The organism is Bradyrhizobium sp. UFLA05-109 (assembly GCF_054185165.1).
Window position 1 is genome coordinate 64,749 of record NZ_JBBIAR010000007.1, and the last position, 14,370, is coordinate 79,118.

The following is a 14,370-nucleotide window of genomic DNA, read 5'->3' on the forward strand; positions in this document are numbered from 1 at the left end:
TCCTCAATCCGGAACGGAATTGGTCAGTGGCTCAGACCAATGGATATCCGCGAACTCGATTTAAAATTGCAACCGTCGGTCCGCTTGGCCGACCAATGGAAGATACTGTCAAAATCAATTGCGCAGGAGTTGAGCGATGCTGGCTGATCGCAAATGGGTTCAGAGAAATCTGGGTTTCGATCCGATCACGACGCCGCCGCCGCGAGATACCTTCGCGGTCAAGCGTCTGGCGGACGCAGCGGTGAAGCGGTCCGTAAAAGTTTCTCCGGAAGATTTTCAGCGCGAGATCATCGACTTCGATTCGGAATCGCCCGCGGGCCGCGAGTTCATGGCCTTCTCGACGGCGACCGGACTGTCGCGCTTCACCGACATTCCCTGGCCGAAGGGCCTGGCGCCGCAGACCGGGCCGAAGCCGAAGGGCAACGGCAACAGCCCGTTGCCGCGCGCGGACGTACTCGTGGTGACCTGGACGGTCGACGAGGGCCATGCGCTGAGCCGCGTGCTGACGCCGGGCAAGGACTCCCGCAACGACTACCTGCCCTACAAGCACAATTTCGCGACCATCTCGAAGAAGATGCGCAACGGCTGCCCCGCCATGGAGCTGAAGCGGCTCGGGACCTACTGGACCACGACGATCGGCAAGAAGAAGGTCGTGATCTTCAAGTCCGATTCGCACATGTCGCAGGACGGTCCGCAATTGCCGAACATCGACGTCTGGCGCCAGATCATCCAGGAGGTGCAACCCTCGCTCGTCATCACCACGGGAACCGCCGGCGGCATCGGCAAGCAGGTCGAGGTCGGCGACGTCATCGTCAGCCCGATCGTTCGCTTCGACTGCCTGTCGAAATTCAAGAAGCAGCCGTTCGCGCAGGAGCATTTTTCGAGCAAGTCGGCGAAGACGACGCGCTTTGCAGAGGCCAGGACGCTGTTCAAGGCCAATGCCGGACAACTGCCGAAGGACAATACGCGGCCGCCAAAAATCTTCGTGGTGAAGCCAAGTGGATTGAGCTCGTCCGTGGTCACTACCGACTTCTTCGGCTTCGACACCTCGGACAATCACTTCCATCTCCAGGGCCTCGGTGACGTCTCCGAGATGGGCGATGCGATCCTCGGGCTCGTCGCCAACGACATGGGCGCGAAGGCGCCGCGCTGGCTTGCGATCCGCAACGTCTCCGACCCGCAGATCAAGGCCGAGGGCACGCTGAAGCAGCAGGAACAGGTCGCAGCCCAGATCTACAAGGGGTTCGGCCGCTGGAGCTCGGTCTGCAGCGCCATCACCTGCTGGGCCAGCATCGCGGCCGAACACTAAAGCGCGATGAGATTGCGCTTTAGGTTGTTGTTTGAGCATGATCTTTTCGGAAAACCGCTACACACTTTTCCGGATCATGCTGTAGGCCGCACGCGCGGCAGGCCAGCCTCACTCGTCAGCCTCCCTTGCCGAAAGAGGTCGGCATGGCTACCTCTCGCGGGCGAATTCTCCTGAGAGGTACCCCGATGCTTGATGCCGCCGTCAAGGCGCTGTCGCAGATCATCTCACCGCCGATGCGCTCGATCCTGTGGCGCTCGATCGGCGTCGCGCTCGTGCTGATCACCGTGCTGGCGATCGGCTTGCAGCGACTGCTCAGCTGGTTTGCCACCTATGGCGAGGCGTGGCTCGAGGGGCTGCTCGGTCCCGGCTGGCACTCCGCGCTGGAGGTGCTGGCCTGGATCGTCTCGATCGCGGCCGGTCTTGGCGTGGTGTTCGGCGGCATCCTCCTGATGCCCGCGATCACCTCGCTGGTGGCGAGCCTGTTCGTCGACGACGTCGCCGATCATGTCGAGCGCGAGCACTATCCGGCCGAGCGACCGGGCGTCGCACTGCCGTTCACCATGGCCATCCATGAGGGCGTCAAGACGGCACTGCTGACCATCCTGGTCTATCTGATCGTGCTGCCCTTCGTGTTCCTCGCCGGCGCCGGCTTCCTGATCTTCTTCCTCGCCACCGCATGGCTTCTGGGCCGCGAATATTTCGAGCTTGCCGCCATGCGCTTCCGCCCGCCGGAGGACGCCAAGGCGATGCGGCGCGATAACGCTGCGACCATCTTCGCTGCGGGCCTGATCATCGCCGCCTTCGTGTCGATCCCGATCGTCAACCTGGCGACGCCGATCTTCGGCATGGCCTTCATGGTCCACATGCACAAGCGCCTGTCGGGGCGGCGGCCTGAGCTGATCGAGCCGGCGCGGTCGATGCGTTGACGGCGAGCGATCGCCAGAAGCGGACGATCGGGGCCTTAGCCTGAAAGTGGACGCCCGAGGAGAACGTCCCCACGATGGACCATCGCCGTAGTTTTGCGGATCTTTCGCCACGAATCAGGATTCTCAATCAGCTCGCCAGTCCGAGGCGATCCCGCGGAATGGCGGGGCCTGCGAACAGTTGTCCGGAATCTCTCGCGCATCGGCTCCATTTCCTGAGGGTAGAGTCCATTAGGAGAATTGATCCATGGCAAACATCGAAAGATTTCCGAGAAACAAGTCAGTAGATCTGGCCAGGCTTGAAGCAGATGTCACGGCGGCTTTGCCCGGGTCGCCCGGCTGGGTTGTCCCACCGCCTCTATCCGAGTCATTGCCTGACTACGTCGAGCATCGAGATGGGGTTTCGCGTGTAGGCCAACTCACTGCCGAGGCGGTTGTGCGCGACTATGAGGCCGCGGCCAAAGAGATCGAAGCTATGGGGACCGAGTTGATCAGCGCGGCAAAAAAATGCGAGGCGATGACCGCCGAGGTGCACACCACGATTGCCTTCATGCGAGATACTGCGGCCTCATATCGCGAGGAAGCCAAGAAGATTTTCAAGCGCATCGAAGAATGTGCGCTGTTTACGGAGGATGTTCGCAAGACTTGCGAAACTGTCAAACTCCGGATGATGGAGGGCAGAAGTATCGCCTGATCCGCACGCCGCCGCGCACGAACAGGTTGACCAGTACCCTCCCGGACTCGCGCGCGAGCCGGGCGACAGTTGGCTTGCGGTCGGGTCACGAGCAGCAATGCCCTGGCTGACCGTGAGGTTTCCGCACCCCGAAATCATGCCGCGAATGCAGTTCTTACCATCGTCATTCCGGGCGATGCGACGGGATCGCGCGAGCGCGACCCGGAGCATCGCCCGGAATGACGGAGAAACCTTGCTCAGACCGTCTTCTCCGGCCACCGGCAGAGATCGTTGATCAGGCATACCTCGCAACGCGGCTTGCGCGCGAGGCAAGTATAGCGGCCGTGCAGGATGAGCCAATGATGGGCATGCAGCATGAACTCGGCCGGGATCACCTTTTCGAGACCGAGCTCGACCTCGAGCGGTGTCTTGCCGGGCGCAAGGCCCGTGCGGTTGCCGACGCGAAAGACGTGCGTGTCGACCGCCATCGTGTGCTCGCCGAAGGCCATGTTGAGCACGACATTGGCGGTCTTGCGCCCCGCGCCCGGCAGCGACTCGATCTCAGCACGCGTGCGCGGCACCTCGCCGCCGAAATCGGTCAGCAGCTTGGCCGACAGCGCGATCACGTTCTTCGCCTTGGTGCGGTAGAGGCCGATGGTCTTGATGTACTCGCGGAGGCGCTCCTCGCCGAGATCGAGCATCTTTTGCGGGGTGTCGGCGACCTGAAACAATTCGCGCGTTGCCTTGTTGACCCCGGCGTCGGTGGCCTGGGCCGACAGCACGACGGCAACGAGCAGCGTGAAGGGATTGAGATGCTCGAGCTCCCCCTTCGGCTCAGGATTGGCCTTGCGGAAGCGAGAAAAGACCTCGTGGATCTCGGCCGGCGTCCAGGGTTTCATCGCCTTGAGCTTTGGCTTGGGCATCGTCTTGGGCTTTGTGGCCTCGAGCGATGTCTTTGCGGCCCGCGCGGGCTTGGTGGCTTTCGTCTTTGCCTTCTTCGGCGCAGGGGATTTGCGGACGGCCGCCTTGCGGGTGATTTTTGCCATGACCGGGATATACTGACAGGCCATGAACACAGGCAACGAATTTGAGCGCGAGAGCGAGGTGCAGATCTTCTCCGCGCTGCTGACGCCACATCGCTCGCTGAACCGCACCGGCTTTCTTGCCGTGATGCTGTTCCTCAGCGCCGTCAGCTTTGTGACCGGGATCGTCTTCCTGATGATGGGCGCCTGGCCGGTGTTCGGCTTTTTCGGCCTCGACGTGCTGGTGATCTGGTGGGCCTTCAAGGTCAATTTCCGCGCCGCGCGGGCGAGCGAGGAGATCGTGGTCACGGTTTCCGAATTACGCGTGCGGCGGGTCAGCCATCGCGGCCATGTCGCCGAGTGGGTGTTCAATCCGCTCTGGGTCCGGCTCGAGCAGGAGGCGGACGAGGAGTATGGCCTCGAACGGCTCTATCTGGTGTCGCGGGGCCGCAGCGTCTCGATCGCCAGCTTCTTGGGCCCGGAGGAAAAGGCAAGCTTTGCCAAAGCCTTAATCGACGCCCTGAATGCCGCCAGGCGTGGCCCGACCTACAACCCGATCGCGTGAACTCTGTCAGAAATCGGGTGGTTTGGAGCGCCTCCTCCTCCTACATTTCCGGTCATGATGACACTCGCCATACATGACCAGCGCCTGGCCAGGCCGGGCCACCAGAACGCCGCGCTGCGGGACTATGATTCCGTGCGCCGCGCGATCGCCTTCATCTCGGAGAACTGGCGCGCGCAGCCAACCATCGAGGCGATGGCGGACGCGGCCGGCGTCACGCCGGACGAGCTGCACCACCTGTTCCGCCGCTGGGCGTCGATCACGCCAAAAGCCTTCATGCAGGCGCTGACGCTCGACCACGCCAAGCACCTGCTGCGCGATTCCGCAAGCATCCTCGACGCCGCACTCGACTCAGGCCTCTCGGGCCCGGGGCGGCTGCACGATCTCTTCGTCACCCACGAAGCGATGTCGCCGGGCGAATGGAAGAACGGCGGCGCCGGCCTGACCTTGCGCTACGGTTTCCATCCCTGCCCCTTCGGCACCGCGATCGTGATCGCGACCAATCGCGGATTGTCGGGGCTTGCCTTCGCCGATCCCGGCGAGGAGCACGCCGCACTCGCCGACATGACGCGGCGCTGGCCAAACGCCACTTACGTCGAGGACCATGAGGGCACCGCGCCGCTCGCCCAGCGTATCTTCGACACGAAACTGTGGCGGCCGGACCAGCCGCTGCGTGTGGTCATGATCGGCACCGATTTCGAGGTGCGGGTGTGGGAGACGCTGCTGAAGATCCCGATGGGACGCGCGGTGTCCTATTCGGACATCGCCTGCAAGATCAACAGCCCGAAGGCTTCGCGCGCCGTCGGTGCCGCGGTCGGCAAGAACCCCGTCTCCTTCGTCGTGCCCTGCCATCGTGCACTCGGCAAGGACGGCAAGCTCACCGGCTATCACTGGGGCGTCACCCGCAAGCAGGCGATGCTGGGCTGGGAGGCGGGGCAGCTCGGGGTGCAGTAGCTGCGCCACCTACTCCGTCATTCCGGGGCGATGCGTAGCATCGAACCCGGAATCTCGGGATTCCGGGTTCGCCCTTCGGGCGCCCCGGAATGACAACGTTGTTAATTTGCTACCCCGCCAGATCCAGCTTCGACTCCACCGTCGAATCCGCATTGAGTCGGTAGATGATCGGCACGCCGGTCGCGAGCTCGCGCTTCAAAATGCCCTCGGGCGAGAGCTTTTCGAGCACCATGATCAGTGCACGCAGCGAGTTGCCGTGGGCGGCGACCAGCGTGCGCTTGCCGTTGAGCACGCCCGGCAGGATCTCCTGTACGTAGTAAGGCAGGGCGCGCGCGAGCGTGTCCTTCAGGCTTTCGCCGCCGGGCGGCGGCACGTCGTAGGAGCGGCGCCAGACGTGGACCTGCTCCTCACCCCATTTCTTGCGCGCATCATCCTTGTTGAGGCCGGAGAGATCACCATAGTCGCGCTCGTTCAGCGCGAGGTCCTTTGACGTGGGCAGGCCGGTCTGGCCGAGCTCGGTGAGAATGAGATCGAGCGTGTGCTGGGCGCGCGACAGCACCGAGGTGAAGGCGACGTCGAAGACGAGTCCTTTCGCCTTCAGCTTGCGACCGGCGTCCTTGGCTTCCGCCACGCCCTGCTCGGTGAGATCGGGATCCTTCCATCCCGTGAACAGGTTCTTCAAATTCCATTCGCTCTGGCCGTGGCGCACGAGCACGAGAAGACGTTCGCTCATTCCTGCTTTCCGTTCGTTGCGTTCGATTGATCAGGTATCGCCCAGACCGAGCACATCGGCCATCGAGTAAAGGCCCGGCTTCTTGCCATGGGCCCACAGCGCCGCCTTCAGCGCGCCATGGGCGAACAGCATCCGGTCCTCGGCATGATGCGACAGTGTCAGCCGCTCGAAGGGGCCGAAAAAGCTCACGCTGTGATCACCGGCCGCGGTGCCGCCGCGCAGCGAGGCAAAGCCGATGTCGCCGGAGTGGCGCGCGCCCGTGATACCGTCGCGACCGCGCGCCGAATGATCCTTCAGCGAAATGCCGCGGCCGCTCGCTGCGGCTTCACCCAACATCAGCGCCGTGCCCGAAGGCGCATCGACCTTGGCACGGTGGTGCGTTTCCACGATTTCGATATCGAAATTGTCGCCCAGCGACTGCGCCACGCGCTTGACCAGCGCGGTGAGCAGATTGACGCCGAGGCTCATATTGCCGGATTTGACGACGACGGCACGGTTGGTGACGCTCTTGATCACCGCGTCGTCCGACGCCGAGAGGCCAGTCGTGCCGATGACGTGAACGAGGCCGCGCTGCGCGGCGATCGCGACATTGGCGATGGTCGCGGCCGGCACCGTGAAGTCGAGAATGCCATCGGCCTCTGCCGACATCGCCCAGAGATCGGCCGAGAGTTGCACGCCATTGGCCGGCAAGCCTGCGAGCACGCCGGAATCCTTGCCCAGGAGTTCCGAGCCCGGCGCCTCCAGCGCGCCTGCAAGCACCGCACCCTCGGTCTCGGCAATCGCACGCGTCAACGTCCGGCCCATCCGGCCACCGGCTCCCGCAACAATCAAGCGCATGTCGGACATGATGTGATCCTCTTCGCGAGCCCGTTGTAGCGGGGGGATGCTGTTCCGGCAACCGAGGGGGCTGGTGCTCTTACCCTCCCCTGGAGGGGGAGGGTCGATCGCGCGCAGCGCGAGCGGGGTGGGGTGACGGTCCCTCCGCGACGAACCGTGCCCGAGTTGAGAGATCACCCCACCCCGTCACGCAATCTCGCTTCGCTCAATCGCGTGCCGACCCTCGAGCGAGCTACGCTCGTCTCGGACCCCTCCAGGGGAGGGTTAAGACGGCGCCACGGATCGACGCTGTGAAGAACCCTACGACGGCTGCGGGCCGTCGTAGCCTTCGATGACGATGAGGTCGGCGATCGAGTGCGGCTGGCGCACCTTGATGTTGGCCTGGTACTCCGGCGAGTTGTAGCAGGCGAGCGCGGTCTCGTAGTCGGGGAATTCGATCACGACGTTGCGTGCGCGGCTCTGGCCCTCGACGCTGGTGAACTTGCCGCCGCGAACGACATAGCGTCCGCCGAACTTCTTGAAGATCGCGAGATTTGCGGCCGCATAGGGCTTGTAGCCCTCGTCATTGTGAACGTCGACGCGCCCGATCCAGTAGCCTTTTGCTGCCATTCTTCTTCTCCTTGTGATGTTCAGGTCAGCGCCTGCGCGATCTCGGCCTGGATGGCCTCGGCAGTCGCCTTGGGATCTGCGGCCTCGACGACCGGGCGTCCGACCACGAGATAGTCGGCGCCCGCGGCAATCGCGCGTCCCGGCGTCATGATGCGCTTTTGGTCACCGGTCGCCGAGCCTGCGGGACGGATGCCGGGCGTGACGAGGTTCATCTGGTGGCCGACGATCTTGCGCAGGCTACCGGCTTCCTCGGGCGCGCAGACGATCCCGTCGACGCCGAGCACCTGGGCCTGCTGCGCGCGCGCCTCGACCAGCTCGGAGACGCCGAGCCGGTAGCCGGCCGCATGCAGATCGTCATCGTTGTAGGAGGTCAGCACGGTCACGCCGAGAATCTTCAGGGCGGACGACCCGCGCCCTTCGACCGCCGCCTTCATGGTCTGCGGATAGGCGTGCACCGTGAGGAAGGTCGCGCCGAGTTTGCTGATGCTCTGGACGCCCTGCATCACGGTATTGCCGATGTCGTGCAGCTTGAGATCGAGGAACACTTTCTTGCCGCGGTCCGCGAGCTTGCCGACCAGCGGCAAGCCGCCGGCATAAGTGAGCCGATAGCCGATCTTGTAGAAGGTGACGCTGTCGCCGAGCCGATTGATCATCGCCTCCGCCAGGTCCGGGCTCGGCAGGTCGAGCGCGACGATCAGGCGGTCGCGGGGGGCGATTTCGGCTTGCGTCATGTCACCTCACATCATGCGTTGGGAAATGTCGATCAGTTGCCGCACCAGGTCCTGCAACGCGGCGATATCGCCCTCGTTCTTCAGCCTGTCCATATCGTCATAGGCCTGGTCGGCAAAGCCGAGCGCGAGCTGGCTGGCAATCACATTGGCGTGGCAGGAGGTCAGGATCAATCGCAGCGCCTGGAGCGCACGCGCGCCGCCGAGACGGCTCTGCGAGGCGCCGGCGATGGCGAAGGCACGACCCCGGAACACCTCCCCGCGCGCTTCATGCGGGTCCTGCACACGACTGACCCAGTCGATCGCATTCTTCAGCAGTGGCGGCACGGAGGCGTTGTACTCCGGCGTCACGATCAACACGCCCTGATGCGCGCCGATCATGCGCTTGAGATTGACGGCGTGCTTGGGCACGCCGGATTTCGCCTGGAGGTCGCCGTCATAGATCGGCAGCGGGAAGTCGGCGAGCGAGACTCGGGTGACGTCGACGCCGGCTTGCGCGAATTCATAAGCGGCGACCGCCGCCAGCTTCGCATTGTGCGAGCCGGTGCGCAGCGAGCCGGGAATGACCAGGATCTTGGGTGCGGGCATCCAGAAAAACGCGTTCGGCGAAAAGGGTCCGCCGCGCGAAGACGAAAGCCGGCGGAATTAGTCTTTGCGATACACCCAGACGCGGGCCGGCGGAAGGTTCATCCAGATCCGTTCCGAGGCCTCTGTGGACACGCCGGGCAGCGATTTCGGGATCGGCGGCACCACCGAATAGGTGAACTGCACGAAGGGCGCGCCGGGCGCGAGCGCGGCGAAGGAATCGCGAATGAGCCGCAGGCGCGTGAACATCGGCTTGGTGACCAGCGGCAGGCCGGAGACAACGGCCGAGGCGGGTGCGCCCAGCACTTTCCAGAGCGTGTCGCGCAGGCGGTAGGCATCGCCCTGCACCACCGTAGCTTGCGGATAGCGGTCGCGCAGCAGCGCGCAGAAACCGGGATTGTATTCGACGAGGACGAGGCGCTTCTGGTCAATGCCGCGCTCGACCAGCGCGGAGGTGATGGCGCCGGTGCCGGGCCCGAGCTCGACCACCGGCGCGTCCGAATCGACATCGACATATTGCGCCATGGTGCGGGCAAGCAGTCGCCCCGACGGCATCACGGCACCCATGTGCAGCGGCTTTTCAATCCACGACCGGAGAAAGCGTACCTCGTCGTCGAGACGGGGCTTCTTCAACGCGCGCACGGACGATTGCATGGGCATGTCAGGACCGGACGGGACCGCGTCGCCGCGGCGTGTCAGAAAATGGTCATAAAGACGTATAGGCCGCGAACGATACGGTCAAGCCGAGTCAATTCGCCCGATTACCGAAGAAATCCTTGACCTTGGCGAAGAAGCCCGCGGATTCCGGCTGGGTCGCACCGGAGGAGAGTTTTTCGAACTCGGCCAGCAATTCCTGCTGCTTCTTGGTGAGATTTTGCGGCGTCTCGACGGCGACCTGGACGTACATGTCGCCCATCTGGCGCGAGCGCAGCACCGGCATGCCCTTTGATGCAATGCGGAATCGGCGGCCGGACTGGGTTCCGGCCGGAATCTTCACCTTGGACTTGCCCTTGTCGATGGTCGGCACCTCGAACTCGCCGCCAAGGGCCGCCGTGACCATCGAGATCGGTACACGACAATGCAGATCGGCACCATCGCGCTGGAAGAACTGGTGCTGGGACAGCGACAGGAAAATGTAGAGATCGCCGGACGGACCGCCGCGCACCCCTGCCTCGCCTTCGCCGGCGAGCCTGATCCGCGTGCCGTCCTCGACGCCCTGGGGGATATTGACCGACAGCGTCCGCTCGCGCGTGACGCGGCCTTGCCCGGCGCAGGACGGGCAGGCGTCCTCGATCATCTGGCCGCGGCCCTGGCAACCCGGGCATGTGCGCTCCAGCGTGAAGAAGCCCTGCGACTGCCGCACGCGGCCGGCGCCGGCGCAGGTCGAGCAGGTCTTCGGCTTGGTGCCGGCCTTGGCGCCGGTACCCGAGCAGGATTCGCAGGTGACGGAGACCGGGATCTCGATCTGCGCGGTCTTGCCACCAAAGGCTTCCTCGAGCGTGATCTCCATGTTGTAGCGCAGGTCGGCCCCGCGCTCGCGGCCGCCACGGCCGCGCTGTCCGGCCATGCCGAACAGGTCCTCGAAAATGTCGGAGAAGGAGGAGGCAAAGCCGGCGCCGAAACCGGCGCCACCGCCGCCGAAGCCGCCGCCCTGCTCGAAGGCCGCGTGGCCATAACGGTCATAGGCCGCGCGCTTGTCCTTGTCCTTCAGGACCTCATAGGCCTCGTTGATCTCCTTGAAGCGAACTTCGCTGCTGTCGTCCCCGGGATTGCGGTCGGGGTGGAATTTCATCGCGAGCTTGCGGAAGGACGATTTCAATACGGAATCGTCGGCGTCGCGTTCGACTTCGAGGGTTTCGTAGTAGCAGCGCTTGGTGGACATTGTGAGCTCGGTCGGTCGTTCAGGCCGGGACAAAACAGCGTCGCCACGCGACGATATGAGCACCCCCTCGCCTCACGGCAATGGGCTGCATGGCTGCATGCAGAATAGCGGCTGGGAGTTGATCGATGGTAACGGGGAAGCGCCCCGTCTGACCCGGCACGACGGCCTCCCCCTTGTCGGGGGAGGCGATCGCAGCATGGGTGCAAGCCGTCCGCATCATGACCCTCTAAGGGTTCAGGCGGACTTCTTGTTGGTCTTGTCGTCGTCGACCTCGGTGAACTCCGCGTCGACGACGTCGTCCTTGGCAGCATCCTTCTTGGCGTCGGCCTCGGCCTGCTGCTTGTACATGGCTTCGCCGAGCTTCATCGAAGCCTGGGCCAGCGTGTTGGTCTTGGCCTTGATCGCCTCGGCATCGTCGCCCTTCAGCGCTTCCTTGAGGTCGCTGACGGCATCCTCGATGGCGCGTCGCTCGGTCTCGGCGACCTTCGAACCGTGCTCGGCCAGCGCCTTCTCGGTGGAGTGCACCAGCGCGTCGGCGTGGTTCTTGGCGTCGACCGCCTCGCGGCGCTGCTTGTCGGCCGCGGCATTGGCCTCGGCGTCCTTGACCATCTTGTCGATGTCGGCTTCCGACAGGCCACCGGAGGCCTGGATGCGGATCTGCTGCTCCTTGCCGGTCGCCTTGTCCTTGGCGGACACGTTGACGATGCCGTTGGCGTCGATGTCGAAGGTCACCTCGATCTGCGGCATGCCGCGCGGGGCCGGCGGAATGCCCATCAGGTCGAACTGGCCGAGCATCTTGTTGTCGGCCGCCATCTCACGCTCGCCCTGGAAGACGCGGATCGTGACCGCGTTCTGGTTGTCCTCGGCGGTCGAGAACACCTGGCTCTTCTTGGTCGGGATCGTGGTGTTGCGGTCGATGATGCGGGTGAACACGCCGCCCAGCGTCTCGATGCCCAGCGACAGCGGGGTGACGTCGAGCAGCAGCACGTCCTTGACGTCGCCCTGAAGCACGCCGGCCTGGATCGCGGCGCCGATGGCGACGACTTCGTCGGGGTTGACGCCCTTGTGCGGTTCCTTGCCGAACAGCTGCTTCACGACTTCCTGGACCTTCGGCATGCGCGACATGCCGCCGACCAGAACGACTTCGCCGATCTCACCGGCGGTGACGCCGGCATCCTTCAGCGCCTTGCGGCAGGGCTCGACGGTCTTCTGGATGAGGTCATCGACCAGCGCCTCGAACTTGGCGCGGGTGAGCTTCATGGTCAGATGCTTCGGCCCGGTCTGGTCCGCCGTGATGAACGGCAGGTTGATCTCGGTCTGCGTCGTCGAGGACAGCTCGATCTTGGCCTTTTCAGCGGCTTCCTTCAGGCGCTGAAGCGCGAGCTTGTCGTTGCGCAGGTTGATGCCCTGCTCCTTCTGGAACTCGTCGGCCAGATAGCCAACGAGGCGCATGTCGAAATCCTCGCCGCCGAGGAAGGTGTCGCCGTTGGTCGACTTCACCTCGAACACGCCGTCGCCGATCTCGAGAATCGAAATATCGAACGTGCCGCCGCCGAGGTCGTACACGGCGATCGTGCCGGCCTTGGTCTTGTCCAGACCATAGGCGAGCGCGGCCGCGGTCGGCTCGTTGATGATGCGCAGCACTTCAAGGCCCGCGATCTTGCCGGCGTCCTTGGTCGCCTGGCGCTGGGCGTCGTTGAAGTAGGCGGGAACGGTGATGACGGCCTGGTCGACCTTCTGGCCGAGATGGGCTTCCGCGGTCTCCTTCATCTTCTGCAAGATGAACGCCGATACCTGCGAGGGCGAGTAGGTCTGGCCATCGGCCTCGACCCAGGCGTCGCCGTTGGAAGCCTTCACGATCTTGTACGGAACGAGCTTCTTGTCCTTCTCGACCATCGGGTCGTCGTAGCGGCGGCCAATGAGGCGCTTCACTGCGAAGAAGGTGCGCTCGGGATTGGTGACGGCCTGGCGCTTGGCGGGCTGGCCGACGAGGCGCTCACCGTCGTCCGTGACGGCGACGATCGAAGGCGTCGTGCGCATGCCTTCAGAATTCTCGATGACTTTGGCGTTCTTGCCATCCATTACGGCGACGCACGAATTCGTGGTGCCGAGGTCGATCCCAATGACCTTTCCCATGGTCCTGATATCCTTCTTTATTGCGGCAGGTTGGTTGGGCCCAGAAGGCACCCGATCCAAAACCCCCTAAGATCAAACATCCGCGATATTGCGATGGTTGAGGCTCATATAGGAGGGGGGGAGGGGCCCGCAAGGACCGAACGCAAGTTTCAGCCGCGAAAACATTGGGTTTTGGAAGATCATATCGGCCTTTCGGGCCCCTTGACGGTGAGGGTTTATTAACGGGTTCAGCCGTCAGCCGGACCATGCCCCGAAGGCACGTGCGTTACCCTGTTACGGCGCAGCCAAACCCGTTAAAAGTCCGGGCGACAAACTGTCCGGACGGCCGGACAGCCAGGGCCACGGCCCGCGCGACAAAGGGGCCCGACGTCCCACCATCGAACGGCCTCAATGTGGACCAAGTAGACTAGCCATGAAATTGATACGCCCCCTCGCCGCGCTTGCCGTTCTCATTGCCTCCGCCCTTCCGGCCTTCGCGGCCGATGCCGTTTTCCCGCCGGGCCAGCGCGTCGGCATGGTGCCGTTGATCGGCCTCTCCCAAGCCAAGACCTTTCCGGGCTTCGAGAGCGAGGACGGAGGCGTGAAGGTGCTGGTCACCGAGTTGCCGCCCGACGCCTATGGCGAGGTCACCAATGCCTTCAAGGCCAATCCCGGCGGCACCGGCGGCATCAAGCCGGACAAGATCGAGACGCCGGCCGGCCTTGCCTATTACACCGTCGAGACCGGCAAGGCCGGCACGGAAACGGTGAAGCGCTATTCGATGATCGTGCCGGGCACCGGCTTCTCCGGCTACGTCGCCGTGCAGATCCCGGAGAACGCCGCCAAGATCTACTCGGACGACGCGGTGCGCCAGATGTTCGCCACCGCGGTCACGCGCAAGGAGGTCCCGGTCGACGAGCAGCTCGCGCAGATGCCGTTCCGGATCACCGATCTCGCCGACTTCAAGAACGTCCGCATGCTGTCGCCGGGCGCCAGCATTGTGCTTGCCGACGGCAACGAGACCACGGGCTTCGAGCCCAAGCCGTACATGATCATTGGCCTGATCGGCGCAACGCCGCAGCAGCCGGATGATCGCGCCCGCTTCGCGCAGGAGGCGGCGATGCAGATCCCCGGCATGCGCGAGTCCAGAATCACCATGTCCGAGCCGATCCGCGTCAACGGCCAGCCGGCCATCGAAACCCGGCTCGACGGCGTCAGTGGCAAGGACAAGACCCAGGTTACGGTGGTGCAGTGGATCCGCTTCGGCGGCGGTACGTCGCTGCGCATCATCGCCAGCGCCCCGCGTGACCAGTGGTCGGAGGCGTTCACCCGCTTCCGCGCGGTGCGCGACGGCATCCAGCCCAAAGGCTGACCAAAGCCGGCCGCATTTTCGGGCTTTTGTTCGTACACAAATGGAACTACGCTTTCCTCCTTGGTT

Annotated in this window: 15 protein-coding genes; 6 read left to right on the plus strand and 9 right to left on the minus strand. The window is 64.1% G+C overall.

The features are described 5' to 3' along the window. Positions 1–136 precede the first annotated feature (136 nt). The 3 genes from Q3C01_RS06660 (at position 137) to Q3C01_RS06670 (ending at position 2,926) form a co-directional block, all read left to right on the plus strand. Positions 137–1,309, plus strand: coding sequence for a phosphorylase family protein (locus tag Q3C01_RS06660; protein WP_458144526.1), 1,173 nt, complete (start codon positions 137–139; stop codon positions 1,307–1,309). A 185-nt stretch (positions 1,310–1,494) separates the two neighbouring features. After that, a complete protein-coding gene (locus Q3C01_RS06665) occupies positions 1,495–2,235 on the plus strand; it encodes a sulfate transporter family protein (protein WP_458144527.1) in 741 nt (246 codons plus the stop codon). 244 nt (positions 2,236–2,479) lie between these two features. Beyond that, positions 2,480–2,926, plus strand: a complete 447-nt coding sequence (locus Q3C01_RS06670; RefSeq protein ID WP_458144528.1) for a hypothetical protein — start codon at positions 2,480–2,482, stop codon at positions 2,924–2,926. A 236-nt stretch (positions 2,927–3,162) separates the two neighbouring features. Here Q3C01_RS06670 and nth read toward each other — a convergent pair whose 3' ends face one another. Further along, positions 3,163–3,951: an endonuclease III gene (gene nth, locus Q3C01_RS06675; RefSeq protein ID WP_458144529.1), complete on the minus strand. Its 789-nt coding sequence runs from the start codon at positions 3,949–3,951 to the stop codon at positions 3,163–3,165. 22 nt (positions 3,952–3,973) lie between these two features. Between nth and Q3C01_RS06680 the strand changes: the two genes are divergently transcribed. Together Q3C01_RS06680 and Q3C01_RS06685 are read left to right on the plus strand one after the other, a co-directional pair. Next, positions 3,974–4,492 (plus strand): DUF2244 domain-containing protein, encoded by a 519-nt coding sequence (locus Q3C01_RS06680; RefSeq protein WP_458144530.1) that lies wholly within the window; start codon positions 3,974–3,976, stop codon positions 4,490–4,492. A gap of 54 nt (positions 4,493–4,546) precedes the next feature. Then, positions 4,547–5,443, plus strand: a complete 897-nt coding sequence (locus tag Q3C01_RS06685; protein ID WP_458144531.1) for a methylated-DNA--[protein]-cysteine S-methyltransferase — start codon at positions 4,547–4,549, stop codon at positions 5,441–5,443. 109 nt (positions 5,444–5,552) lie between these two features. Here the strand turns inward: Q3C01_RS06685 and Q3C01_RS06690 are convergent, their stop codons facing one another. From Q3C01_RS06690 to dnaK, 8 genes are all read right to left on the minus strand, one after another. Further along, on the minus strand, positions 5,553–6,176 hold the full coding sequence (locus Q3C01_RS06690; protein ID WP_458144532.1) for a 2,3-bisphosphoglycerate-dependent phosphoglycerate mutase: 624 nt from the start codon (positions 6,174–6,176) through the stop codon (positions 5,553–5,555). 30 nt (positions 6,177–6,206) lie between these two features. Continuing rightward, a complete protein-coding gene (gene dapB / locus Q3C01_RS06695; protein ID WP_458144533.1) occupies positions 6,207–7,022 on the minus strand; it encodes a 4-hydroxy-tetrahydrodipicolinate reductase in 816 nt (271 codons plus the stop codon). Positions 7,023–7,313: 291 nt separating this feature from the next. Then, entirely contained in the window at positions 7,314–7,622 is a 309-nt protein-coding gene (locus Q3C01_RS06700) for a DUF1330 domain-containing protein (protein WP_458144534.1), read from the minus strand. A 20-nt stretch (positions 7,623–7,642) separates the two neighbouring features. After that, entirely contained in the window at positions 7,643–8,353 is a 711-nt protein-coding gene (pyrF, locus tag Q3C01_RS06705) for an orotidine-5'-phosphate decarboxylase (protein ID WP_458144535.1), read from the minus strand. Positions 8,354–8,359: 6 nt separating this feature from the next. Beyond that, a complete protein-coding gene (locus Q3C01_RS06710) occupies positions 8,360–8,938 on the minus strand; it encodes an NADPH-dependent FMN reductase (protein WP_458144536.1) in 579 nt (192 codons plus the stop codon). 57 nt (positions 8,939–8,995) lie between these two features. Continuing rightward, on the minus strand, positions 8,996–9,595 hold the full coding sequence (locus tag Q3C01_RS06715) for a class I SAM-dependent methyltransferase (RefSeq protein WP_458144537.1): 600 nt from the start codon (positions 9,593–9,595) through the stop codon (positions 8,996–8,998). Positions 9,596–9,683: 88 nt separating this feature from the next. After that, complete coding sequence (gene dnaJ / locus Q3C01_RS06720) at positions 9,684–10,817, minus strand: molecular chaperone DnaJ (RefSeq protein WP_458144538.1); 1,134 nt, start codon at positions 10,815–10,817, stop codon at positions 9,684–9,686. A gap of 234 nt (positions 10,818–11,051) precedes the next feature. Further along, complete coding sequence (gene dnaK, locus Q3C01_RS06725; RefSeq protein ID WP_458144539.1) at positions 11,052–12,953, minus strand: molecular chaperone DnaK; 1,902 nt, start codon at positions 12,951–12,953, stop codon at positions 11,052–11,054. A gap of 412 nt (positions 12,954–13,365) precedes the next feature. Here dnaK and Q3C01_RS06730 point away from each other — a divergent pair, with 412 nt between their 5' ends. Then, the gene (locus Q3C01_RS06730; RefSeq protein WP_458144540.1) at positions 13,366–14,304 is read left to right on the plus strand and encodes a hypothetical protein; all 939 of its coding nucleotides are present in this window, start codon (positions 13,366–13,368) and stop codon (positions 14,302–14,304) included. Positions 14,305–14,370: the final 66 nt, after the last annotated feature.